Origin of the sequence: Photobacterium japonica, assembly GCF_050337005.1 — a bacterium.
GTDB lineage: Bacteria > Pseudomonadota > Gammaproteobacteria > Enterobacterales > Vibrionaceae > Photobacterium > Photobacterium japonica.
In genome coordinates, this window is the sequence record NZ_JAKJSN010000040.1 from 20,534 (window position 1) to 45,268 (window position 24,735).

Here is a 24,735-nt window from a genome sequence, read left to right on the forward strand (position 1 = left end):
AACAACGGGCAAATAAAGACTGGTATAAGAGTGATTAAAAAACAAACACTAATTGTGAGCAAAATGGCACTTTTATACAGAAAAGGCATATAGAGAAAAGTGAATCGCGCTGTTTATTCGCAGAGAGAAATAGAATAAACCCACAAAATCCCCCCGCAGCGATCGCTATGCAACATGAGGAAATATCACGAAGTAGATAGGGGAAAGCATAATGTGCCAAAAACACTGAAACGTGATTGGCACACCGAAATAAGAAGGGTAAAGAGGGGGCTTAGAGTAAACCGGCAACGATATCAGCAAGCGTACGAAATGTCCGCGTTCGGCTGGATGTCGGACGCCATACCAAGCCAATTTCACGGTATGCTTCTTCCTGACCCGGCGGCTCTACGACCACCAAGTTTTGGTTATGCAGTAAACCATGATCAATCGCCATTTGCGGGATAAAGGTGGTGCCCAACCCATTGGCCACCATTTGTACCAACGTATGTAAGCTAGTCGCCGTAAAAGGGTTTATCTTCTCTTTGGTGGTCAAACGGCACGCCGACACCGCGTGATCGGTCAGGCAATGCTCTTTTTCAAGCAAGAATACCGACTCGTCAGGCAAATCCGCATACCGTAACGGAACACTGACCTGATCAACCTGATTTTTGCTGATCACCATTTTAAAGGCATCGCGTCCCACCACTTGGCTGTGCATGCCGTTGATCTCAACGGGCAACGCCAGAATCAACACATCCATTTCGCCGTTGCGCAGAGCCGCTAATAAATTAGTGGTGGTGTCTTCTCGCAACAACAAGTTCAGTTGAGGATAACTGCGATTCACCTCTTGCACGAGGTCACACAACAAAAACGGCGCAATCGTCGGAATGCAGCCCACCCGGAGTTGCCCTTCCATGCCATCACCGTGGCATTTGGCCAATTCCATCAGATCTTGGCTGCGTGCCAGCAACTCACGACTGCGGATCACGACATCTTCCCCAGTTGAGGTAAAGACGAGCGATTTGTTGTCGCGTTCAATCAACTGGCACCCCACCAGCTCTTCCAGGTTTTGCACTCCAGAACTTAACGTGGATTGGCTAACAAAACATTTCTTGGCAGCCTCGCCAAAATGGCGGGTTTCAAACAATGTCACAAGGTAATGGAGCTGTTTTAAAGATGGAAATTTGTTCATCGTATTTTTCGATTACATCAATCTGTTTATTCCGCTTTTTTCAATCTACCAGTTTCGCTATAGTTTGTCTCGTCCCAAGCATCGAGCTTATCGGAGATGATAAGCATTAACGAATTTTTAGGAGCGCCATCATGGTACTAGTAGGTCGTCAAGCACCAGATTTTACTGCTGCAGCTGTTCTTGGTAACGGTGAAATTGTTGATAACTTCAACTTTGCAGAATTTACTAAAGGTAAAAAAGCGGTAGTTTTCTTCTACCCACTAGACTTCACTTTCGTATGTCCTTCAGAGCTAATCGCTTTCGACAAGCGTTTTGAAGACTTCCAAGCGAAAGGCGTAGAAGTGATTGGTGTTTCTATCGACTCTCAGTTCTCTCACAACGCATGGCGTAACACTGCAGTAGAGAACGGCGGTATCGGCCAGGTGAAATACCCATTGGTTGCTGATATTAAGCACGAAATCTGTAAAGCATACGATGTTGAGCACCCAGAAGCAGGCGTTGCTTTCCGTGGTTCTTTCCTTATCGACGAAGATGGCCAAGTTCGCCACCAAGTTGTTAACGACCTACCACTAGGCCGTAACATCGACGAAATGCTACGTATGGTTGATGCCCTAAACTTCCACCAGAAAAACGGTGAAGTATGTCCTGCACAGTGGGAAGAAGGCAAAGCCGGTATGGACGCGTCACCAAAAGGTGTTGCTGACTACCTATCTGAGCACACTGCAGACCTAGGCAAGTAATGACCGACACTGACACCATGCTCACGGTGTTAGGGCAATAAACGTATAAACGTAAAGCCAAGAAGTCAGCTCAAAGCAAAAAATAAATGAGGCCCGGACACACCGGGCCCTTTTTGTATCTGCCGTTTATCATTTCAACACTACTCACTTCTAATTTTTCACACTGACTCATCGCTCATCCAGATAATCTCCTCTACACTGCTTTCACCCTTTATTCCCCCAATAACAATCATGAAAATCAATCACCTCGAAGTCTGTATCGATAATATTGAATCGCTCCATTATGCTCAGCTGGGTGGCGCCACCCGCATTGAACTGTGTAGCGCATTAGCACTGGGCGGCTTAACGCCGAATGTCGGCTTAATGCAACTTGCAGCGAAACATGCCACCATTCCGGTTTACGCCATGATCCGTCCGCGTCAGGGGGATTTTTTCTTCTCTGAAGATGACAAAGCAATCATGCTGGCTGACATTCATGCGGCTAAACAGGCCGGTCTTGCGGGTGTCGTTGTGGGCGTGCTCAATGCCGACAGTACCGTTGACCACGATTTACTACGCGAGCTGTGCCTAGCCGCCAAAGGCATGGGCATCACCTTCCACCGTGCGATTGACCAATGTTTAGATCCGATGGCGGCATTGGATATCATTATGCAGCACGGCTGTGAACGCGTACTGACCTCTGGCTTGCAGCCAAACGCCGACGCCGGTATTCCCATGTTGAAATCCATGGTGGACTACTGTGGTTCACGCCTAAGCATCATGGCGGGCGCGGGGGTCACAGCACAGAACGTGGCGCGCATCGTACAGGAAACCGGGGTAACGGAAGTACACCTGTCTGGAAAAAGTACCCGTGCCAGCTTAATGACCGATTACTCTCGCCTTGCCTATATGGGCAGCGCCGATGTGGATGACTTTGCGATTCCCGTTACTGACAGTACAAAGATTGCTGCTGTCGTTAACGCGCTACGCTAACACCTCTCGTCGCCTTCAGGGTTAACACTGGTTAGCCCTGCATCTTCCCTTTCTCTCGACAGTCTCTCACATTCTGTTTTCCCCTACTCTTTCCCCTCACCCCCAAGTTCGCCATCTTGTGTTACTGTTTTGTTATCTGCAGCAAAGAGGGATGGGTTATGACCGCGCAATGCCACAGTAACAAACTCAAAAAGAAAGATTACGAACACGAACTTGAACGCCTGCAAATCGAGCTCGTTAAGCTACAGGAATGGATCAAACAAGGGGGGCTTAAAGTGGTCGTGCTGTTTGAAGGCCGCGATGCTGCAGGTAAAGGCGGCGTGATCAAACGGATCACCGAAAAGCTCAACCCGCGCGTATGCCGTGTCGTTGCCTTGCCGCAACCCACCGAAAAAGAACGGAGCCAATGGTATTTTCAACGCTATGTCGCGCACCTGCCCGCGGCGGGCGAAATGGTACTCTTTGACCGCAGTTGGTATAACCGTGCCGGGGTCGAAAAGGTCATGGGCTTTTGTACCGACGATGAGTACGAAGAGTTTCTACGTTCTTGTCCTGAGTTTGAGCGCATGCTGCAACGCGCGGGGATCATCTTGCTCAAATATTGGTTCTCGGTGTCCGATGAAGAACAAGAAAAGCGCTTTTTAGAGCGGATTCATACCCCCATCAAGCGTTGGAAGTTCAGCCCGATGGACTTAGAGTCCCGCAACCGCTGGGCAGCCTACTCCGCCGCGAAAGATCGTATGTTTGCCTATACCGACACCAAACAGTGCCCATGGTGGGTGGTCGATGCGGACAACAAGAAAAAAGCCCGCATTAACTGCATTTCCCATTTGTTGTCGCACATTCCGTATGAAGACATTCAGTATCCTGAGATCACTCTGCCAGACGTCAATAAAGAGGGCTATGTACGTGCACCGCTGGAACAGCAAACCTTTGTGCCCGATCGCTTTAAATAGCGCGGTTATGCCCCTGTGTGTCACTGATTCCACGTCTTCTTTTTAATCCTATCAACGACCTCTTCCACTCTCCTTTGAGTCATTCATGAAAAGAATGGCTCTGCCTTTTTCTCGAATTATCTCGTTGCTCATCAATGACACTTATCAGCGATATTATGAGCACGCATTAGAGTAAAAATTCGTCAAACCGTATTATCTCTTCGTCGCCAAGGAACACGACAACGAAGAGCAGGATGCTCCCTATAACGGCTTAATTTTAAAAAAGTTCTCACCAAAAATAATGAGCGCATTAAGCCCCTTAACTTTTAGCCAGAGAGTATCCAAAATGAAAAAGACATGTATCGCGTTAACCATCACCAGCCTGTTTTCTGCTAGCCTGTTCGCTGCTGAAATTAGCCCACCGATGGCCAGCACGCCAACACAGCCGATCGAAATTGAACAGCCTGTCAACCCAATTGAGCCAACGCCGTCTCATCCGATTGAAGTGCCACAAACGCCAAGCAATCCAATTGAAGGCCAACCGGCACATCCGGATCTACCAATGACGCCAAGCAACCCGATTGATCAAACACCCACGCACCCAATCGAAGTGCCGCAAACACCAACTAATCCGATAGAAGGCCAACCTGCGCATCCTGATGAGCCAATGCAGCCAACCAATCCTATCGAACAGGCGCCGACCCACCCTATCGAGCCGTCGCCTGAGCATCCGATTGAGCCAGAGATCGATCCTGAGTTTGGCGTGGCACCCAAATCGAATGAATCGGTACGTATTGATTCACTCGAGAAAAGCTTCAATGCCTTTGCCGATGAAACCAACCGCCGTTTTGCCGAAGTGGATGAGCAAATGGATGGGATCCGAGCGGGCCTTCATGCTGTGACCAATGCCAGGCCGTTCGTGACATCCGGCGAATTTGCGGTCGGGGCGGGTATCGGGTTTGCGGGCTCGAAAGAAGCGCTTGCAATTGGCGGGGCCTACGGCATTAACTCTCAACTGAGTGTCTCTGGCACGTTCCACTATGAAAACAGCGGTAAGTACTCATCATCAGACGTTGCCGGTGGCGTCGGCTTGCAGTACAGCTTTAAATAACGTTCAGCACCGCATGCAGGGTGGCCGCTCTTAATGACAAACAAGGTCATGACAAACGAGGTTATAACCAGCTAAGTCATAGCGGCTACCCATAACAACATAATGCCACTTCTATCATTAACCCTGTTGGTTACTCTCGCCCCACGCCGTGCTCGCGCTGGGGCTTTTTTGCTTATCTCGACAACCTTGCCGGCTTACCACCCTCTCATTCCCGTCTTCTCGTTTTGCACAAGCATGCTGGCCTCACAAAAAATATATGCTAACGTAACCCGAGAAGGTACATGAAAGAAAGAGTGGGTATGGCCAAGGATCGCTTCACTAATTTAGATTTGAATTTATTACGCACGTTTATCGTGATTGCCCAAGAGCAAAATCTGCGCAAAGCCTCTGCACGGCTGTTTGTTACTCAACCCGCGATGAGTCATGCTTTGCAACGCCTCAGGCACCATTTTGATGACGAGCTGTTCACCAAAGCCCGCCATGGTCTGACGCCCACCCCATATGCCGAACGCCTTTACCAGCAACTCAGCCCCGTGATGGACCACTTAGCCCGCACCCTCAATACCAGCGAGATGTTCTCACCGGCCGAACTCGATGGCAAAATACGTATCGCGTTATCGCCGCAATTTCTAGCGTCTATCGGCAGCCAGTTATATCTGCACATACACCAAGCCGCACCGAACCTGCAGGTGGAAATCGTCAATTGGTCAAAAACCACGATGCTGGAGATTGTACAGGGCGAGATACTGTTAGGATTGAACTATGACATTCCCGCCACCAGTAAAGCATTGGTGCGCAGGAAATTAATGGATGGTGAAGCCAGCGTGTATGTGCGTAAGGATCACCCTTACCCTCACGCCAGCATCGGTTTAGAAGATGCGGCACAGTATGCCTTTGCCTGTTTGATCATTCCTGATCGCACAGAACAAGTCTCTGATGTCGAACGCCTGTTCGCCCACCATCAGCTTACGGCGAAGATAGGCTTTCGCTCCACCTCCGCACACACGGTGTTAGAGGTGGTAAAAGAAACGGATATGCTGTTCCCTTGCATTCATGATTTGCTCAATCACGAACACGATGCCTTTCGTAAAATCACCGTCACGCTGGCAGCCAATGAGCAGTACTATGACATCGTCGCGTTTTATCCCTACAGTAACCACAAGGATCCACTCACGTTGTGGCTCACTGGATTGATCGATGATTTGCTAGCGCAGCGGTCAACGTAACCTCTGCATACCCTCTGCGCTACCTCTTCGCAGACTCTGCCGTCACCCCAATTTTAGGATATCTTCGATTTCCTCTGGCGAGGTATGACGTACGTCTTTGCCTTTGACGAAATAGATGATGTATTCGCAGATATTCTGACAACGGTCACCCACGCGCTCAATGGAGCGTGCAGACCACATCACCTGCAACACATTTGGAATAGAACGCGGATCTTCCATCATGTAGGTCATCAATTGACGGATGATCGCTTCATATTCACGGTCAATGCGGTCATCTTCCTGATACACCTGAATCGCCGCTTTCACATCCATACGCGCAAACGCATCCAGCACTTCATGCAGCATACGCACAGCGTGCTGGCCCAAGGCTTCCAGAGACACTAGCAAGTTATATTGCTTGTTGGTGAAGTTTTCCAGCGCCACTTTGGCAATGCTTTCTGCCACATCACCAATGCGTTCCAAATCCGTAATGGTCTTGATGATGGCGATCACCAAGCGTAAATCGCTGGCGGTCGGCTGACGTTTGGCAATAATACGGCTGCACGCTTCATCAATCGCCACCTCCATCGCATTCACTTTGTGATCGTCTTTGATCACACGACGTGCGAGCTCTGCATCTTGTTTGTGCATCGCTTTTAAGGCATCTGCCAATTGCTGCTCAACCAGTCCGCCCATCGCTAACACGTGGCTTCGGATACTCTCCAGCTCAGCATTAAACTGACCGGAAATATGACGGCCAAGGCTAAAATTATCTAACATCTGCGGCTCCTTAACCGTACCGGCCCGTAATGTAATCTTCGGTACGTTTCTCTTTCGGGGTGGTAAATATATCATTGGTGCTGGTGTATTCCACCAGCTCGCCCATGTGCATGAACGCCGTATTATCGGATACTCGCGCCGCTTGTTGCATGTTGTGGGTCACAATAATCACGGTATATTTGTTTTTGAGATCGTTAATCAACTCTTCAATGGTCAGGGTCGAGATCGGATCCAACGCCGAGGTCGGTTCATCCAACAACAACACTTCCGGCTCAATCGCAATGGCTCGCGCAATCACCAAACGTTGTTGCTGACCGCCCGACAGGCCGAAGGCGTTTTCATGTAGACGGTTTTTCACCTCGTCCCACAAGGCGGCGGCGCGCAGTGAATTTTCTACCGCATCATCGAGCACGCGACGGTTCTTCACCCCTTGCAAACGTAAGCCGTAAATCACGTTCTCATAAATGGATTTTGGAAACGGATTCGGACGCTGAAACACCATGCCGACACGACGGCGCAATGACGCCACATCCACATGGTCATCATAAATGTTCTGGCCGTGCAGCATGATCCTGCCGTTGACCTGACAGCCTTCTACCAGCTCATTCATCCGGTTAATGCAGCGCAGCAACGTCGATTTACCGCAGCCCGATGGGCCGATAAACGCCGTTACCTGCCCTTTGGCGATCCGCATGTTAATGTTATACAACGCTTGGTGACGGCCATAATGCAGATCCAGTCCCTCAATCGACAGCGCCGTTTTTTCTTCGGGCAGCTTGGATAAGTCGACCGGCTCAAACAGGCCTATGGGTGAATTGATTGAAAACATACTCTTTCCTGAATCTCATTATTGCTCTAACGAGCGAAATTTCTCACGCAAGTGGTTACGGATACCAATAGCGGTTAAGTTCAAGCCGATGATCACCGTCACCAATAAAAAGGAGGTGGCATACACCAACGGTCTTGCGGCTTCCACGTTCGGGCTCTGGAAGCCAACATCATATATATGATAACCAAGATGCATGAACTTACGATCTAAATGCAAATAAGGGAAGTGACTGTCTATCGGCAGCGACGGCGCCATTTTGACCACCCCCACCAGCATCAGTGGTGCCACTTCACCGGCGGCTCGGGCCACCGCCAGAATCAAACCGGTCATGATCGCCGGGCTCGCCATCGGCAGGACAATCTTCCACAACGTTTCCGATTGGGTCGCGCCCAACGCCAATGACCCGTGACGGATAGAATGCGGGATCCGCGCCAGCCCTTCTTCGGTCGACACAATCACCACCGGCAGCGTCAGGATAGCCAAGGTCAACGCTGACCACAAAATCCCTGGTGTACCAAAGGTGGGAGACGGTAGCTGCTCGGCAAAAAACAGATCATCAATTTGCGCCCCGACCATATACACAAAGAACCCCAGACCAAACACGCCATACACAATCGACGGTACACCCGCGAGGTTAATCACGGCCACACGAATCAACTTGGTAAACGCATTTTTCCCGGCGTATTCATGCAGGTAAACGGCCGCCATAACCCCCAACGGTGTGACAATTACACTCATCAGCAGCACCATGAGCACGGTACCGAAAATAGCAGGAAATACCCCGCCCTCCGTGTTGGCTTCGCGCGGCGCTTCGCTGACAAACTTGCCTAGCTGGTGTACCCAATGCCCCAATTTTCCCCACACGGTCATTTCGTTCGGGTACCAATAATCAAGGATCATTTCGACGGGGATCTTGACCTCTTGCCCACTCATCTCACGCACCACTAAGGTGTCTTTTTCCAAGTGATGGCGCAGTTGACGTAATTGCTCGTCCAAGACAAAGAATTGTGCATCCAGATCTGCGCGCTGGGCGGTGAGAGCCGCGGAAGGGCCTTGCTTGTCGACTTGACGGCGCAGACGTTCAAACTGACGGTTTAGCGCCGTCAGTTCTGTTTTTTCTAAATGGCGAATTTGTTTGCGGATCACTTGGGCATGGGCCAGCTGTTCTGGCAGCTTATCAAGCCCAAGCGGTTGATTGTCATCAAGCAAGGCAACAGGAAACCCGTAGAAACGGCCGTTTTTCAGCCGTTCAATCACCACCGCCCCCGTTGCAGGCGCTTGGTGAGCAATATACGGTTGTAGTACGGTGACAAAATCACTGCCACGTAATTCACGGTTACCGGATTTGATCACGAGGCGATCGACTGTGGGGCCAGTAAAGTCACGGGTATCAATGCCCGCTTCGGTTAATTGGGTCAACGGCACCGCTTGGCGCTGATAAACCTCACCAATCACCGTGTTTGTCTTGCCCTGCTGAACCAGATCAAATTGATACACCGGTGCCGGCCAGAAAAAGCTCAACCCTTTCCAGCCAATCAACAACAACAAGCCCAGTACGGCCAATAAACTGAGACTCACCGCGCCTGCGGTGAGCCAGATCCACGGTGTTCCCGCTTTGAACCACTTAATCATGGTGTATCATTTTCATCGTAAACAGGCTCTTTCCATCAGGGTGAGTCACGTGATGCCCGATCACAGTGAGCTGTATTTTTCGCGTAACCGCTGGCGAACCAGTTCAGCAATCGTATTGAAGAAAAACGTAAAGACAAACAAGACGAAGGCGGCCAGGAACATGATGCGGTAGTGTGAACTGCCGACTTCACTTTCTGGCATTTCAATGGCTATGGTGGCAGACAAAGTCCGCATGCCTTCTAACACGTTCCACTCCATGATGGGTGTGTTACCGGTGGCCATCAGCACGATCATGGTTTCCCCAACCGCACGGCCTAACCCCATCATCACAGCAGAAAAAATGCCCGGACTCGCGGTCAGTAACACCACGCGGGTCAAGGTTTGCCAATGGGTCGCCCCCAATGCTAACGAGCCGCTGGTTAAATGACCCGGCACAGAGAAAATGGCATCTTCGGCAATGGAGAAAATGGTCGGGATCACGGCAAAGCCCATGGCGATACCTACCACCAAGGTATTGCGCTGATCGTATCCCATGCCCCACTCATTCGTCAGGTATACGCGTAAATCGCCAGCAAAAAAGGTGTGTTCAATCACATCACTCAGGGCAAATGCCCCGTAAGTGATCAACACCGACACTGGGATCAATAACAAAACATGGAAGCCGTTCGGCACACGGTGACGCCATCGACTCGGCAAGACCATCCAACCGGCACCAGCCAGAATCATACCCAACGGCAACAACACCAGCAGCAGTAAGACCCCAATCAGATGCATTTCAACGATAGGGGCCAACCAAATGCCCGCCAAGAAACCCAAGATAACGGTTGGCAAGGCTTCCATCAATTCAATGGTGGGTTTCACCACTCGGCGCATACGCGACGACATAAAATAGGCGGTATAAATCGCCCCGGCCAATGCCATTGGAATGGCAAAAAACAGGGCGTACAAGGCGGCTTTCAACGTGCCAAACACGATCGGCACCAAGCTCAGTTTGGGTTCAAATTCATCACTGGCGGACGTCGACTGCCACACATACGCGGGCTCAGGGTAGCCTTCGTACCAGATTTTTTGCCACAACGACGCAATCCCGATCTCCGGGTGACGGTTATCGACTTTAAATAGCTGCCACCCATTGCCCGACACGGCCAGTAAGCGGTTCGCGCGCGGGGAGATCACCAAATGATCCGGCAAGGCACCGGCAAACATCGGCTCACTGAAAATCGCTCCCTCCACCGTGGTGTAAAACGCGGACAGTTGACCGTCTTGCTGCAAGGCGAAAAAGCCTTTGCGCGCATATTCAGGCACGAGGGTATCGATGTGACTGGCGGACAGCGTAAAGGTACGGGTATTCGTTAGCGTACGTTTGCCATCATGCAGCACATCAAACCATTGCGAAACGGTACCGTCCGCATGGCTCAGTAGCAGCGAGTTCGCGCCGGACAACAAGGTCAACTGCAACGGGGCTTGACCCTCTTTGGCCACATCCACCACTTCACGTACGTAACCTGAGGCCTTCCCCAGTGTCACCACGTAGAGTGATGGCCCCGCCAACACGTACGCCGTGCGTGCATCTGGCGTAACCGCCATATCTTGCGCTTTTTGCGGCAGCCCCTTAATGGCATACGACAGGGTTTCCCATTGCTCCGTAGAGACATCCAGCCCAGTTTCACGTCGGCTAAATTGCATCACCCGTGTCCGGCCATCCTGCGTCATGCCCATGATCACCGCATGCTCCGGACGCACCGTTACGGCTAATTGCACAATAGGCAACCTGCGCGGGTCAAGAATGATCACATCCGCCCCTAACGGGCTATCGACAAAAACCGGCTCAGACGGAGAGAACGGGGCGATAAAACGGGGTTTTGCCACCGCCACCTCACCGTGCGTACCGCCAACGGCAAATACCCCGTCCGCCGGTAGCGTTCGGGCGACACTCGTGACATCGTTCAGTAAGGTATGTTGCCCCACCACGTGGCCGGGTTCAGGATAGTCAGCGGCGGATTGGCCCGACACAGAGGCCAAAGGAAGCACGCTAAGCACGCCTTGGTCTGACAGACGAAATGCATAATCATTTTGATCACTGACGGTCAGTGCGGCGGTTTGATCTGGAAATGCGGTGGTGAACGTTGACGTCGGAGTCACTTTGACCGATGAGAAGATCGGTAAGATCACATAAAGCAAATAGAAGAAGATAAGAACGAGCGTAATAAGAACGAAGATCCCGCCCGCGGTAACACCGATGCGGGTTAGCTTATCTTTTACCTTGCGGCCAGGACTTTCTCCCATCAAAAATGCGCCGGCCTTTCCCATTCTTACCTCAATAAAATAACACGTTTACTAATACTATTTCTTTAAGATGACAATTATATGACAACACAAGGGCGGGAGCTATTTTCCCGCTCGCTCTCAGTAGAAACTGTTCGCTCACTCTCAAACCCCACATTTCAGCAAGATCTGCGCCCCCTTCCTGCATAAGCTATTTGGCTTTTCATCGACCCCGCAAAGCGGCGTATTAGGTATAGACACGTGATTTATTCTGGTCACATAATGAACACTCTACTGCGACGAGAATAAGGATATAGGTATGAAACATCTCATCATTACCGTGATTGGCAAGGATCAACCTGGCTTAGTCGACACCCTGTCAGACGCCGTCTATCAACACCGCGGCAACTGGCTATCAAGCAGCTTCAGTAAGTTAGCAGGCCACTTTGCTGGGATCGTACAAGTCGAGGTGGCGAATAACGACATTGCCACCTTGCGTCAGGCACTCAATGCCCTCAACGGGCTGCAAGTGCAAATCGTTGAAGATGACAGCCACACGCCCGTGACCACCACCTTGCACTCGCTGCTGGTGACCGGCAATGACCGAGCGGGCATTGTGAAAGACGTCACCGCCAAGTTGCATGAACTCGGCATCAACATCAACAAACTGAAAACCGACAGCCACAGCGCCCCGAACTGGGGTTACCCCATTTTTACCGCCGCGTTCCAACTGGAACTCCCCGCTCCGCTCACCCTTGAGCAGGTGCAGGACGCACTGGAAGCCATTGCCGATGATCTCACCATAGATATCGACAACAACGCGTAATCACGTCACAGAAATACAGCAGGAAGCATGATGAGCACGGAATCGCTTTATATCGACAAAGAATTAAGCTGGCTCTCTTTTAACGAACGGGTGCTGCAAGAAGCCGCTGATAAATCCGTACCGATCATTGAGCGTGTCCGTTTTTTAGGTATTTACTCCAGCAATACCGATGAGTTCTACAAAGTACGCTTTGCGGATGTCAAACGGCGCATTCTGATCAATGAAGAGCAAGGGGGCGATGAAGGGCCAAAGCAATTGCTGAGCCGTATTCAAAGCCGCGTATTAAAGCTCAACCAAGATTTCGATACCCTGTATAATGAAATCTTGCTGGAAATGGCCCGTCGCCATATTTTCTTGGTTAATGAGCAACAACTCAATGACAACCAACAGATCTGGCTGCGTAAGCATTTTCGCACGCACATCTTGCCGCACATCACGCCGATCCTCGTCACCGATGACATCGACCTGCTGCAATTTCTGAAAGATGAATACACTTACCTCGCGATTGAAATGCAGCAAGGCGAGCATAAACGCTACGCCTTGATTGAGATCCCGACCAATCAGTTGCCGCGCTTTATTCAGTTACCGGAAGCCAAAGGCAAACGCCACAAAACGCTGATCCTGCTCGATAACATTATCCGTTTTTGCTTGGATGATATTTTTAGCGGCTTTTTTGACTACGACAGCCTTGCCGCCTACTCCATGAAAATGACGCGCGATGCAGAGTACGATCTCAGTCAAGAAGTCGAGCACAGCTTGCTTGAGCAGATGTCTGAAGGGCTCAATCAGCGGTTAACCGCCATGCCGGTGCGCTTTGTGTACCAACGCAACATGCCCAACGACATGATTGATGTGTTCTGTGAATTGCTTCAGGTTTCCAGCTACGACAGTATTATTCCCGGTGGGCGCTACCATAACTTCAAAGACTTCATCGGCTTTCCTAATGTCGGCCGCAGTTACTTGGAAAACAAGCCGCTGCCGCCGATTGAAAGCTACGCATTTGTCAGTGCCCGCAATGCGTTTGAAGCGCTAAAAGCCCAAGACATCTTGCTGTATTACCCGTATCACACCTTCAATCACATGACCGAATTGGTGCGCCAAGCGGCGTATGATCCGAAAGTACGCAGCATCAAAATCAACATTTACCGGGTGGCGAAAAACTCCCGCATTATTGAATCCATGATTGATGCCGCCAACAACGGCAAGCGCGTTACCGTGGTCGTTGAGTTGCAGGCCCGTTTTGACGAAGAAGCCAATATTGAATGGGCACGCCGTCTGACTGAAGCCGGGGTGCAGGTGGTGTTTGGGGTACCGGGGCTGAAAATTCACTCCAAGCTCTGTTTGATCACCCGTCGGGAAGGCGATGAACTGGTGCGCTATGCCCATATCGGGACCGGTAACTTTCACGAAAAAACCGCCCGCATCTATACCGATTTTTCGTTAATGACCTGCAATAAGGTCCTGACTGACGAAGTGCGGATGGTATTTAACTACATCCAGAATCCGTATCGCCAGGTGAAATTCAAGCACTTGATTGTCTCGCCACAGAACTCGCGCTCACGCCTGTATGACTTAATTGATCGTGAAATTGCCCATGCCAAGCAAAACTTGCCAGCACGTATTACACTAAAGGTGAACAACTTGGTGGATAAGGGCTTGATTAACATGCTCTACCAAGCCAGCAGCGCCGGTGTCATCATTCATCTGATTGTGCGCGGTATGTGTACCTTGGTTCCCGGTATCAAAGGGATCAGTGACAATATCCATGCCATCAGTATCGTCGACCGGTTCCTTGAGCACCCGCGTGTCGTGGTGTTTGATAATAATGGGGATCCTGATGTCTATATTTCTTCAGCTGACTGGATGACCCGTAACATCGACAACCGCATCGAAGTCGGTTGTCCGATTTTCGACCCAGCCCTGAAGAAAAAGATCATCGATATCCTCGACATCCAGCTTTCTGACACGGTCAAGGCGCGCATCATCGACAAAGCCATGACCAACAACTACGTGCCGCGGGGGAACAAACGTAAAATCCGCTCTCAACTGGCGATTTACGATTACCTCAAGCACGCAGAGAAACAGCAGAAAAAGAAAGCCGACAAAGAGTGATAACAGCCTATGACGGAACCCGCACGCCCGAGAGAAATCGCCGCCATTGACCTTGGATCCAACAGTTTTCACATGGTCGTGGCGCGCGTAGTCGGGCAAAGCCTGCAGATCATCAGTCGCCACAAGCAACGTGTGCATTTGGCGTCCGGGCTGAATGAACACCACCACCTTGACCAAGCTGCCATGCAGCGCGGCCTGCACTGCTTAGCGATGTTTGCTGAACGCTTGCAGGGCTTTGACCCCGACAATGTTCGCATTGCCGCCACCTATACCCTGCGTCAGGCGCAAAATGCTCAGGTTTTTCTTCAACGCGCGGCGCGCGTGTTGCCCTACCCGATTGAAATTATTCCCGGTACGGAAGAGGCGCGTCTCATTTATTTGGGCGTCGCCCACACCCAACCGGATACCGGGCAAAAATTGGTGGTCGACATTGGCGGTGGTAGTACCGAAATGGTGATCGGCGAAGCCTTTTCAACGCACTTGGCTTACAGCAAACACATGGGCTGTGTCAGCTATAACCAGCAGTATTTCCCCAAAGGCAAAATCAGCACTAAACACTTCAACGCCGCGCAATTGGCCGCGCAACAGAAACTCGAAAGCATAGCCACCAAGTACCGAAAAGCCGGCTGGCAAACCGCCATTGGCTCGTCGGGCACTATCAAAGCGATCCGTGAGGTACTGATCGGCCTCGGCCACAGCGATGGGATCATCACCGCGAAACGCCTCACCCAATTGATCGATGAAATCCTCAAGGTGAAACAGGCTGATGACTTAGCGCTGGACGGCTTAAGTGATGATCGCAAACCGGTGTTTGCCGCGGGGGTGGCGATTTTGCACGCCGTGTTCCAATCCTTGCAGATTGAAGAAATGATTTTTTCTGACGGCGCCCTGCGTGAAGGCCTACTGTATGAAATGGAAGATCGCTTTCGCCACAGTGATATTCGCACCCGCACGGCCGAAGCCATGGCCAAGCAGTACACCGTAGATCACGATCAAGCCCAGCGGGTGAAAGACACCGCCGAACGCTTGTATAACCAGATCGAGCCGCAACCGGGCTTGGCCAAAGCCGAACTGGCGACATTATTGCAGTGGGGCGCCTTGTTGCATGAGGTCGGACTGAGCATCAGCTATTCAGGGTTTCATCGCCATTCGGCTTATTTGCTCCGTTACAGCACCATGCCGGGCTTTAACCTTGAACAGCAAACCGTGTTGGCCTCTTTGGTGCGCTATCAACGCAAGAGCTTAAAACTGGAAGAAATGCCTGAGCTGAGCATCTACAAACGCAAGCACTTGTACCCGTTGATCCGCACCTTGCGTTTGGCTGTCGTCCTTAACGGTCAACGCAGTGACGATCCGCTGCCACCGTTCATATTGCACGCCGATAAAGAACATTGGCAACTGACCTTACCGGCAGGCTGGGAAGACAATAACCGACTGTTGGCTGCCGATCTCCAGCAAGAGCAAGCCTACTGGCAAAAAGCCGGCTGGACACTCACGCTGTTAGAAGATGAGGCCACCTGACAGCCGGTTCATCTGATCGCTTTTCTGCCATAAAAAACAAGGCCCATCATAACGATGGGCCTTGTGCTAAAGCGGCTTGATGCGTGACATCTGCAACGTGCGGATCATCGCGTAAATTGACTCGGCGATTAACACACTGAATCCACCACGGTTTATTCAGTCACGGCAGATAAACCCAGTTTTTCCAGCGTGGTATTCACGTCATCCACCGGCAGCGGCACGTAACCGTCTTTGGCCACTAAATCCTGTCCGTTACTGGACAGAATAAAGCGAATAAATTCTGCCTCTAACGGGGGTAACGGTTTGTTCGGCTTCTTATTGATATAAATATACAAGTAACGCGACAACGGATAACGGCCGCTGGCGGCATTTTCTTGCGTGGCTTCCACGTAATCAGTACCGTCTTCGGCAATCGGGATCGCACGGATCCCCGTGGTTTGATACCCCACGCCCGAATAGCCAATGGAGTTCAGTGAACTGGCCACCGATTGCACCACCGAGGCCGACCCCGGTTGCTCATTCACATTATTACGGAAGTCTCCGAGACAGAGGGCTTTTTGTTTAAAGTACCCGTACGTGCCCGACACCGAGTTACGGCCAAACAGCTGAATATCCCGCACTGCCCAGCTACCGGTTAAGCCTAATTGCCCCCAACGCGTGATTTCACGTGTGCCACCACAGCGTAAGGTTTGTGAGTAAATCGCATCCAACTGAGCAAAGTTGAGTCCTTTGAGGGGATTGTCTTGATTCACAAACACCGCCAAAGCATCAATCGCGACACGTATTTCCGTGGGTTTGTAGCCGTATTCTTTCTCAAATGCAGTGATTTCTTTGGCCTTCATACGGCGGCTCATCGGGCCAAACTGGGCTGTCGCTTCGACCAGTGCGGTGGGAGCGGTTGATGAACCGGCCGCCTGCACCTGAATGTTCACACTGGGATAATGCCGCTTAAATTCTTCCGTCCAGTAGGTCATCAGGTTCGCAAAGGTATCGGAACCGACGGAGGATAAATTGCCGGCAATGCCACTGACTTTTTGGTAGTTAGGCAGCACATCTTGCGCGGCCGCATTGTCTAAGGCTGCGGTGTGGGCGGCATAGGCAGGCGAGGCCGATAAGAGCAGTCCGACGACGATAAATAAGGTTTGCTGGCCACGACGGTAAGCGTCACCCCATTGTGTCAGGCTCCGTAACGGCCATCGTGATTGAGTATTTCGGTATGTCATTACCGCAGCGTGCCTCCCTTTTGCTAACAAGAAAAGCGGCCACAAAGGCCGCTCTATTTTTTCATGATGTTCATTACGCCGCGTGTGCGATCAACCGCTTAGGCAACGTAAAGGCAAACGTACTGCCTTCGCCAACCACACTTTCAATTTCCAAGTGTGAATCGTGATGGCTGAGTGCATGCTTCACAATCGCTAAACCGAGGCCACTGCCGCCGGTTTCACGGGAACGCGCTTTATCTACCCGATAAAAACGCTCCGTTAAACGGTGAATGTGTTGTGGCTCAATCCCCTGTCCACGGTCCGTCACTTCCAAGCGCGGACCGGTCGGTGAACGGAACCAACGAACCGAGACTTCTGCATGGGTCGGGGTATGTTTCACCGCGTTGTACACCAAGTTAGAAATGGCACTGCGCAGCTGATCTTCATCCCCCAGCACTTTCAGCGAGGAATCCACATCAAACGTGAACAAGTGTTCTTCGCCACCACTCAACGAGATGGCTTCTTTTTCTAACACGTCCAACATTGCAGGCACATCAATGGTTTCTTCCAATTCGATGTTTGGTGCCGCTTCAATCTTGGACAAGGTCAGTAACTGCTCTACCAGCGAGTTCATGCGCAAAAGCTGTTCGGTCATCACACCGTGGGCTTTATCCCACATTGGGCCAATCAGCATTTCTGGGTCTTTGGACATTTCCAAATACCCTTGCAAAACCGTCATCGGGGTACGCAGTTCATGCGATACGTTAGCAAAAAAGTTGCGGCGCATGCCTTCAAGCTGCTTCACTTGCGACACATCACGCACCACCATCAGGTATTCACCTTCGGTGTAGTGCATGATCCGCAATTCCAACGTACGGTCATAATTGAGCGGCGACGTGATCTCCAACGGCTCATCGAACGTCTGCTTGGTCAGGTAACGGACAAAGTCCGGGCTGCGCAGCAAGTTACTGATCGGCTGACCGGCATCATCCGGCCAACGAAAGCCGAGTAGGTGTTGCGCCAGTTTGTTGCACCACACAATGTTGCCTTCGCTGCGAAATACCACCACCGCATCGGGCAGGGATTCCGCACCGTTACGGAAACGGCGGATCAAGGTCGCTAACTCTTTGCGACGGCGACGGTTGCGCTGCTGCAAACGGTAGATACCGTTAAATAACGGCTCCCAACTGCCCGAACCTGATGGCGGGGTTAAACTGCGCTCTTTCCATAGCCAGTTCGACATTTTCAATTGATTATGGAAATGCCAAATCAACTGGATCCAAGTGGCAATTAATAAAAACCATGGCATATAGCCAAATACCATGCCGAGCACAATCCAAGGCAAGTAGAAAAACATCAGTTCCCAGACCAACTTTTTCCACGAAAGCCGCTCTACCATCAATGACTCCGTCATCATCACCGCGTCGGCCTGACGCGGTAACATTTACTACAATTACGACTATACGCGGGTTGAGAATCGGTACCCTGCGCCACGCACAGTTTGTACCAACTTATCATGGCCACCCGTCTCCAGTGCCTTACGCAGGCGACGAATATGAACGTCTACCGTGCGGTCTTCTACATACACATTGGTGCCCCACACGTTGTTCAGCAGCTGTTCGCGGCTGTACACACGCTCTTGGTGGGTCATGAAGAAGTGCAGCATTTTAAACTCAGTCGGGCCCATTTCAAGCGGATCATCATTCGATGTCACACGGTGTGAGACCGGATCCAATTTCAGCCCCTGTACATCAATCACATCATCCAACGATGTCGGAGAAACGCGGCGCATCACGGCCTTCAAACGGGCCATCAATTCTTTCGGCGAAAAGGGTTTGGTGATGTAATCATCTGCACCCACTTCTAACCCACGCACTTTGTCTTCTTCTTCACCGCGTGCCGTTAACATCACCACCGGAATTTGGCGGGTCATTTCGTCACGTTTTAAATGCTTGATCAGATTGATGCCTGAACCGCCCGGTAACATCCAATCCATCAGGATCAGCTCAGGATAAGGCTCACAAATTTTCTCTAAGGCATCATCATAATCTTCAGCTTCAATGGGCTGGTAGCCTTTCTGCTCAAGAACGAAACATAGCATTTCGCGGATTGGTGCTTCGTCCTCTACCACAAGAATCCGTCTTACCATAATGTTCTATTCCTATTGGTTGCTATCTTTGATTACTGTTCTGTCGTGCGACATTATGTGTGTTAAGTATGACACTTTTGTGACCACTCACGACAACTATGCAATCAAACACGCATAAATGTATGACCAAAATCCACTGGCAGCCCTTGTCTGTCGGTGGATGATGGCATTTTTTTGATCGTTTTGTTTTTATTACTTTTATGCCGTATTAGCCGCGGATCGCGATGCAACTTCGACCGCCCCCTTGTGCCTCAACAGCAACTTGCACCCCAATACGTTCTACCAATGTGCCGACGTGAGAGATCACGCCAATTTGACGGCCATCCGCTTGCAGCGCATCCAAACAGGCCAAGGCCATTTCCAGACTTTCTGGATCTAACGTGCCAAATCCTTCATCAATGAACAATGAGCCCAATTGACGCGTATCGGCCGCGAGCGAGGCCAATGCCAGCGCCAGCGCCAAGGACACCAAGAAACTTTCGCCGCCGGATAAGGACTCCACGCTGCGCACTTCATCGCCCATGTCATGGTCAATCACCTGCAAGGCAAGCGGACTGCCCGGCACGGGCTGCAAGGCATAACGCGGTGCCAAGTCGTGCAAATGTTGATTAGCCAACACCACCAGCTGTTGCAAGGTCAAGCCTTGCGCCAGCGTACGGAATTTATTGCCGGTTGCTGAGCCAATTAAATCGCTCATTTCCATCCACAGTTCAGTTTGCGTCTGTTGAGTCGCTAAAGCGGCACGAAGATCACCGGCTTGTTTTTCCGCTTGCTCGCCCAGATCCAAACGCTGGCGTAATTGGAAAACTTGATCATCAAACTGTGCTTTTTCCGCCTGCCATTGGGTAAATCGTTGCTGTTGGGCTGAAGTGTCATCACTGATGTTATGTTCACTCAACCACTGTTTGGCAAGTTCAATCGTCGGCTGATAATCCCGCTGAGCTTGCTGTCTTTCTTTAACAATGATTTCGCCTTGCGACACGGCCTGCTCTAGCTGTTTGAGTTCACTGCGCTCTTTCTGTAACCAGACGTCGTCTTTACTGAACAGCGCCGTTAATTCAACCTCGGTTAACGCTAATTTGTCTAACCATGCTTGCCACACATGCTGCTGCTTGTGTTGTTCAGTTTCAGATTCCGCTAACTGTTGGGTTGCGTTCTGCTGCTTGGTCAGCTCTGCGGCAATCACTTCCGCTAATTGGCTTAATTGCGTTTGTAACTGTTGGCAGTGTTGCTGCTGTGCATCAATATCGGCTTTGGCTGAGCATTCAATCGTCTCTAATGGTTGTTCACCAATCAGGTCAATACGTTGTTGCCAACAAGCCTGTTGCTCCTCAGCAAGACGCGTCACTTTCGCTGTGATCTCATTAACCTGTTGCTCACCGTGTTGAACGCTATTGGTTAACGTCGCGAGCACTGGCGCACGCTCTGTCAGTTGTTTATCCAGTCGCTGTTGTTGCTCGACATTGGCTTGATACTGCTGAATTTGCCCTTCTAAATCGGCAATAAAGCCCGCTTTTCCTTGCTGCGCTAATGCCTTTAACCAAGTGTCATGACCATAGATAACCATTAACGCTTGTTGTCTTTCCGCTACCACGTTTTGCAAGTTATTCGCTTGTGCCGTAAACGCATTCAACTGCTCTTGCGCTTGGGTTTGCTGCTGGGTTAACAGATAGCACTGCTCTTTCTGCTCGGCTTCTTGCTGAGTTAATTGCTGTAAGTGAAGCTGTTGTGTCTTCACCTCTTCAATCAGCACTTTACGCTGTTCACCTTTCTCTTTGATCTGCAGCATTTGCGCTTTGGCATCGTCCACAGCTTGCGACCAATTTGCCTGATAATCAGAAAGCTGGGCTAAATCGCTGTCAGCAGATAACACAATGTCCGCTAACGTTATGGCATCCAAATCCACAGCCATTAGATCTGTCCAGTGGCATTGCTGCTGATCGACTAACGCTTGAATGGTGTGAGTTAACCCTACGATATCTTGCTCAAGTTCGATTTGGCGTTGCTTATCTTGCGCGGCAGATTGGGTTAACTGGTGCTGCTCGGCATGCGCGTCTTGTCGTTGTTGCGCTAAGTGCTGTAACCGCTGCTGTTGCTGGCTAATAATGCTTTCAACGTGTGGATTATGCTGCTGATAAGGGTGATCTGCTGAGCCACATAATGGGCAAGGATCCCCTTCAACCAACTGCTCACGATAGTCGGTTAAGCGCATTACCGCACGGCTTTGGTTTAGCTGCAATTCCACTTCTTTATGTTGCGCATCAAGCTGTAATAATTCAGGGGCTAATGCCGCTAAACGCTGCTCATTGGTGGCAATGCTATTGATTAAACCTTGCTGCTGATGCTGAGATTTATCACGCTGTTGCAACAAGCCATGCCATTTATCGAGACCAAATAAGCTCTCTCTTAGCTTGCTGCTTAATTGCTGATATGCGCCATAGTGTTGGCGTTCTTGATCTTGCAATTGCTCTAATGCAGCAAGATCGTGCTTAGCGGTTTGCTCGCTTGATTGCTGTTTTTGCTGATCCAATGCCGAAAGCTGTTTATCCAATTGGATCTGCTGCTGAGTCACTGTCGCTAACGTTGTTTCACGCCGTTTAATATCGGCTTGCAACTGGGCAATTTGATTTTGCGCTTGTTGGAACTGACTGATGTTATCTTTGATGGCATTCTGCTGCTCCGCCAAGGCTTTTACGCCTTGCGTTTGCGCCAGCGCTGCCGTGACTTGCTGCTGTTGTGATTGGGCGGCATGTTGCTGTTGTTGTTGACTTACTAGCTGATCACGTTGTGCCGTCAGTGCTTTATTTAAGCCCGCTAATTGCTGTTGTAGCTCCGCACTTTGTTGCTGCAAACCATCGCGTTTTTGTTCAATACTGGCCGCTTGTTTTAACTTGGGTTCAAGTTCACTGAATGCCTGTTGTTTTTGCGCTAATTGCTGCTGGCTTTGCACGACCTGAATGTGCAATTGTTCTTGTTGTTGCTGCTTTGCCGTCAGTTCAGTGGTGGCCGATTGCAGTGTCTGCTGCCATTTAATCACGTGTTGTTGAGCTTGCGATAATAGCGTGAAATCACCGCGTGCAGGCAATGCCTGCTCGTACTGATTAAGTTGACGGTAACGCGGCTCAGCCAGTTGTTGCGCTTGCTTGGCTTGTACTAACTGCTGCTCACTGTCACCAATACGGTGAGTCAGTTTTTCTGCATTCACTAACACATCTTGGTGCTGTTTGAGTTGCTCAAGCTGTTGTTGCTGGCGACTCACTTGCTCACGAGCCGTCGTTAATTGCGCATTTAATGCGTCGCGCTCTTCATCAGTCAGCAGTGCAATATCACCTAACTTGCCTTGAAGTTGCGTCAGTTTTAGTTTTTCGTCTTTAGCGCGTTCATGGGCAGCAATGGATAAACGACCGTAAATCTCACCGCCTGTCATACGCTCTAGCAGTGCAGCACGCTCGTCAGCCCCTGCCTTGAGAAATGCAGCAAACTCCCCTTGGGGCAACATCACCGCACGGCGGAACTGATCAAAACTCAATCCAATCAGCTTTTCGATTTCCGCTTGTAACTCTTGCTTTTTACCCGCAAAACGTTGCCCGGTTTCAATGTTTTCTAACCATTGTTCAGCGGCTTGAATTTTGCCTTCAGCCCGACCACGAGCACGACGAACATGCCAGTGGGCACGCCAATGAGAACCGTCGTTGGCAACAAAATCGACTTCAGCAAAACCTTCGCCTTTACCACGAGACAAAATACTGCGCACGTCATTGGCTTTGATGCGGTTATCGTCATCATCACGGCCGACCTCTGCATCGTTCTTTTTGTTGGATTGCAAACGAGGAATACGGTCAAATAACGCCAAACAAATCGCATCGAGCAAGGTAGATTTACCCGCCCCCGTTTTACCCGTTATCGCAAATAAGCCAGCGTCACCTAAACGACCACCCGCAAAATCAATCTCAAACAGGCTTTGTAAACTCGCTAAATTTTCACCGCGAAGCGCAAGAATTTTCATTGTTATTCTCTCTCTTAGTCTTGTTCTTCAACTTGCGTTAATAAGGTTTCAAAAGCGTCAACCATGGCTTGAGTCGGCTCACCATCGAATTTTTTATTCCAACTCAGGGCAAACACCTGTTGCGGTGACACATCCGATAAGCGGCGATGTTGCAAGCTGTCTTGTTGCTCGCGCTGAGGGTAATGCGGGGTAATTTTGGCAAGACGTACTGATTTCCCCTCTAAAGCTTGCAGCACTTTTTCACGCAACAGGGCTTGAGGCTTATCAAGCAGCACATGCACTTCTAAAAATGGCTGTTGCTCTCGTGGCAATTCATCATCCGGCAAGGCTTTTAATGCGGCTAAGACGTCATCCAGTGACGCAGGTTTCGCAGGCACTTTGAGCATATCAACACGACGAGGAATGCTGATTTCTTCAATGGCAGTGACCTCACTGCCCTCTAACTCTACGACCAGAATTTTATGCGAATAATTACGTTCTGACATTGATAGTGGAATGGGTGAGCCGCTGTAACGTACATGCTCTTTCTTTGCCACTTTTTGCGCTAAGTGCAGATGCCCAAGAGCGACATAACTCATGTCATCGGCAAAAATAGAGGCCGGCAGCGCATGCTGGTTACCGCCCAATACGCGACGCTCTGACATTTCAGATAATTGCCCCGATGCCATGTAAGCGTGTCCCATGCCGATCATCGCTTGTTCTGGCGCAAGCAATTTTCGGGCAGCTTGGGTTATTTCGCCGTATAACACTTCGACGCCTTTGATCAGGCGATCGTCGTTTTCATCAAGGTTATCGGTACGCAAATCGGCACTGCGTAAAAACGGCACAGCCAACACCCATGCCGTCGTCTCACCGGTGTTATTGCTCAGCGGCACCAACATACGATCGGTATCCAGCGCGCCGTTCTCTAGGCGATGAATGCCGCCTACCATGTGCAAATCAAACGCTTTCAACAGTTCATGCGGCGCATCCAATTTACTGGGTGAATCGTGGTTACCGCCAATCATCACCACATCCAACTGTGGCAGGCTTTTCGCTAACCGCGCCAGAAAGCGGTACAACATGCGCCACGCACTGGCGGGGGGGTTGGCGGTATCAAAAATATCCCCGGCCACCAGCAAGGCGTCGACCTGCTCGGCCTCTAAGGTGTCAGCCAGCCAGTCCAAAAAGGCCTGATGCTCCACATCCCGGGAGTAGCCATGCAGTTGATGGCCTAAATGCCAGTCTGATGTGTGAAGAATTTTCATGACAATTCACTCTATGCCAAAGGGAAACTGGC

18 protein-coding genes are annotated in these 24,735 nt (G+C 50.5%); 8 read left to right on the forward strand and 10 right to left on the reverse strand.

What is annotated here, in order from left to right; all coding sequences use genetic code 11:
• Positions 1-271 precede the first annotated feature (271 nt).
• Positions 272-1,171, reverse strand: coding sequence for a hydrogen peroxide-inducible genes activator (locus tag L4C36_RS15750; RefSeq protein WP_428478758.1), 900 nt, complete (start codon positions 1,169-1,171; stop codon positions 272-274).
• A 131-nt stretch (positions 1,172-1,302) separates the two neighbouring features.
• Here L4C36_RS15750 and L4C36_RS15755 point away from each other — a divergent pair, with 131 nt between their 5' ends.
• From L4C36_RS15755 to L4C36_RS15775, 5 genes are all read left to right on the forward strand, one after another.
• Positions 1,303-1,911 (forward strand): peroxiredoxin C, encoded by a 609-nt coding sequence (locus L4C36_RS15755; protein WP_428478759.1) that lies wholly within the window; start codon positions 1,303-1,305, stop codon positions 1,909-1,911.
• Between the two features lie 231 nt (positions 1,912-2,142).
• Positions 2,143-2,883, forward strand: a complete 741-nt coding sequence (locus tag L4C36_RS15760) for a copper homeostasis protein CutC (protein ID WP_428478760.1) — start codon at positions 2,143-2,145, stop codon at positions 2,881-2,883.
• 158 nt (positions 2,884-3,041) lie between these two features.
• Positions 3,042-3,839 (forward strand): polyphosphate kinase 2, encoded by a 798-nt coding sequence (gene ppk2 / locus L4C36_RS15765; RefSeq protein ID WP_428478761.1) that lies wholly within the window; start codon positions 3,042-3,044, stop codon positions 3,837-3,839.
• Positions 3,840-4,164: 325 nt separating this feature from the next.
• Positions 4,165-4,929, forward strand: coding sequence for a YadA C-terminal domain-containing protein (locus tag L4C36_RS15770; protein WP_428478762.1), 765 nt, complete (start codon positions 4,165-4,167; stop codon positions 4,927-4,929).
• A 299-nt stretch (positions 4,930-5,228) separates the two neighbouring features.
• Positions 5,229-6,155, forward strand: coding sequence for a LysR family transcriptional regulator (locus L4C36_RS15775; RefSeq protein WP_428478763.1), 927 nt, complete (start codon positions 5,229-5,231; stop codon positions 6,153-6,155).
• 42 nt (positions 6,156-6,197) lie between these two features.
• On the opposite strand, the gene phoU is transcribed toward L4C36_RS15775, so the two are convergent.
• From phoU to L4C36_RS15795, 4 genes are read right to left on the reverse strand one after another with little or no spacing between them, the layout of a single operon-like run.
• Positions 6,198-6,914: a phosphate signaling complex protein PhoU gene (phoU, locus tag L4C36_RS15780; protein WP_428478764.1), complete on the reverse strand. Its 717-nt coding sequence runs from the start codon at positions 6,912-6,914 to the stop codon at positions 6,198-6,200.
• Between the two features lie 10 nt (positions 6,915-6,924).
• Positions 6,925-7,743: a phosphate ABC transporter ATP-binding protein PstB gene (pstB, locus tag L4C36_RS15785; protein WP_428478765.1), complete on the reverse strand. Its 819-nt coding sequence runs from the start codon at positions 7,741-7,743 to the stop codon at positions 6,925-6,927.
• Positions 7,744-7,761: 18 nt separating this feature from the next.
• Positions 7,762-9,375, reverse strand: coding sequence for a phosphate ABC transporter permease PstA (pstA, locus tag L4C36_RS15790; protein ID WP_428478766.1), 1,614 nt, complete (start codon positions 9,373-9,375; stop codon positions 7,762-7,764).
• A 60-nt stretch (positions 9,376-9,435) separates the two neighbouring features.
• Positions 9,436-11,685: an ABC transporter permease subunit gene (locus L4C36_RS15795; protein WP_428478767.1), complete on the reverse strand. Its 2,250-nt coding sequence runs from the start codon at positions 11,683-11,685 to the stop codon at positions 9,436-9,438.
• A gap of 274 nt (positions 11,686-11,959) precedes the next feature.
• Between L4C36_RS15795 and L4C36_RS15800 the strand changes: the two genes are divergently transcribed.
• From L4C36_RS15800 to ppx, 3 genes are read left to right on the forward strand one after another with little or no spacing between them, the layout of a single operon-like run.
• Positions 11,960-12,466 (forward strand): glycine cleavage system transcriptional repressor, encoded by a 507-nt coding sequence (locus tag L4C36_RS15800; RefSeq protein WP_428478768.1) that lies wholly within the window; start codon positions 11,960-11,962, stop codon positions 12,464-12,466.
• 27 nt (positions 12,467-12,493) lie between these two features.
• Entirely contained in the window at positions 12,494-14,578 is a 2,085-nt protein-coding gene (gene ppk1, locus L4C36_RS15805) for a polyphosphate kinase 1 (RefSeq protein ID WP_428478769.1), read from the forward strand.
• A gap of 9 nt (positions 14,579-14,587) precedes the next feature.
• Positions 14,588-16,099 (forward strand): exopolyphosphatase, encoded by a 1,512-nt coding sequence (gene ppx / locus L4C36_RS15810; protein ID WP_428478770.1) that lies wholly within the window; start codon positions 14,588-14,590, stop codon positions 16,097-16,099.
• 152 nt (positions 16,100-16,251) lie between these two features.
• On the opposite strand, the gene L4C36_RS15815 is transcribed toward ppx, so the two are convergent.
• The 5 genes from L4C36_RS15815 to L4C36_RS15835 all read right to left on the reverse strand — a co-directional run bounded on the left by L4C36_RS15815 (position 16,252) and on the right by L4C36_RS15835 (position 24,703).
• Positions 16,252-17,322: a PstS family phosphate ABC transporter substrate-binding protein gene (locus L4C36_RS15815; RefSeq protein ID WP_428478771.1), complete on the reverse strand. Its 1,071-nt coding sequence runs from the start codon at positions 17,320-17,322 to the stop codon at positions 16,252-16,254.
• A 73-nt stretch (positions 17,323-17,395) separates the two neighbouring features.
• Positions 17,396-18,700, reverse strand: coding sequence for a phosphate regulon sensor histidine kinase PhoR (phoR, locus tag L4C36_RS15820; RefSeq protein ID WP_428478772.1), 1,305 nt, complete (start codon positions 18,698-18,700; stop codon positions 17,396-17,398).
• A 60-nt stretch (positions 18,701-18,760) separates the two neighbouring features.
• Positions 18,761-19,450 (reverse strand): phosphate regulon transcriptional regulator PhoB, encoded by a 690-nt coding sequence (phoB, locus tag L4C36_RS15825; RefSeq protein WP_428478773.1) that lies wholly within the window; start codon positions 19,448-19,450, stop codon positions 18,761-18,763.
• 208 nt (positions 19,451-19,658) lie between these two features.
• A complete protein-coding gene (locus L4C36_RS15830) occupies positions 19,659-23,456 on the reverse strand; it encodes an AAA family ATPase (protein WP_428478774.1) in 3,798 nt (1,265 codons plus the stop codon).
• Between the two features lie 14 nt (positions 23,457-23,470).
• The gene (locus tag L4C36_RS15835; protein WP_428478775.1) at positions 23,471-24,703 is read right to left on the reverse strand and encodes an exonuclease SbcCD subunit D; all 1,233 of its coding nucleotides are present in this window, start codon (positions 24,701-24,703) and stop codon (positions 23,471-23,473) included.
• Between the last annotated feature and the right edge of the window lie 32 nt (positions 24,704-24,735).

Coding starts and splice junctions, on each gene's coding strand:
- L4C36_RS15750 (WP_428478758.1), bottom strand. CDS start 1,171: ATGAACAAATTTCCATCTTTAAAACAGCTCCATTACCTTGTGACATTG.
- L4C36_RS15755 (WP_428478759.1), top strand. CDS start 1,303: ATGGTACTAGTAGGTCGTCAAGCACCAGATTTTACTGCTGCAGCTGTT.
- L4C36_RS15760 (WP_428478760.1), top strand. CDS start 2,143: ATGAAAATCAATCACCTCGAAGTCTGTATCGATAATATTGAATCGCTC.
- ppk2 (WP_428478761.1), top strand. CDS start 3,042: ATGACCGCGCAATGCCACAGTAACAAACTCAAAAAGAAAGATTACGAA.
- L4C36_RS15770 (WP_428478762.1), top strand. CDS start 4,165: ATGAAAAAGACATGTATCGCGTTAACCATCACCAGCCTGTTTTCTGCT.
- L4C36_RS15775 (WP_428478763.1), top strand. CDS start 5,229: ATGGCCAAGGATCGCTTCACTAATTTAGATTTGAATTTATTACGCACG.
- phoU (WP_428478764.1), bottom strand. CDS start 6,914: ATGTTAGATAATTTTAGCCTTGGCCGTCATATTTCCGGTCAGTTTAAT.
- pstB (WP_428478765.1), bottom strand. CDS start 7,743: ATGTTTTCAATCAATTCACCCATAGGCCTGTTTGAGCCGGTCGACTTA.
- pstA (WP_428478766.1), bottom strand. CDS start 9,375: ATGATTAAGTGGTTCAAAGCGGGAACACCGTGGATCTGGCTCACCGCA.
- L4C36_RS15795 (WP_428478767.1), bottom strand. CDS start 11,685: ATGGGAAAGGCCGGCGCATTTTTGATGGGAGAAAGTCCTGGCCGCAAG.
- L4C36_RS15800 (WP_428478768.1), top strand. CDS start 11,960: ATGAAACATCTCATCATTACCGTGATTGGCAAGGATCAACCTGGCTTA.
- ppk1 (WP_428478769.1), top strand. CDS start 12,494: ATGATGAGCACGGAATCGCTTTATATCGACAAAGAATTAAGCTGGCTC.
- ppx (WP_428478770.1), top strand. CDS start 14,588: ATGACGGAACCCGCACGCCCGAGAGAAATCGCCGCCATTGACCTTGGA.
- L4C36_RS15815 (WP_428478771.1), bottom strand. CDS start 17,322: ATGACATACCGAAATACTCAATCACGATGGCCGTTACGGAGCCTGACA.
- phoR (WP_428478772.1), bottom strand. CDS start 18,700: ATGGTAGAGCGGCTTTCGTGGAAAAAGTTGGTCTGGGAACTGATGTTT.
- phoB (WP_428478773.1), bottom strand. CDS start 19,450: ATGGTAAGACGGATTCTTGTGGTAGAGGACGAAGCACCAATCCGCGAA.
- L4C36_RS15830 (WP_428478774.1), bottom strand. CDS start 23,456: ATGAAAATTCTTGCGCTTCGCGGTGAAAATTTAGCGAGTTTACAAAGC.
- L4C36_RS15835 (WP_428478775.1), bottom strand. CDS start 24,703: ATGAAAATTCTTCACACATCAGACTGGCATTTAGGCCATCAACTGCAT.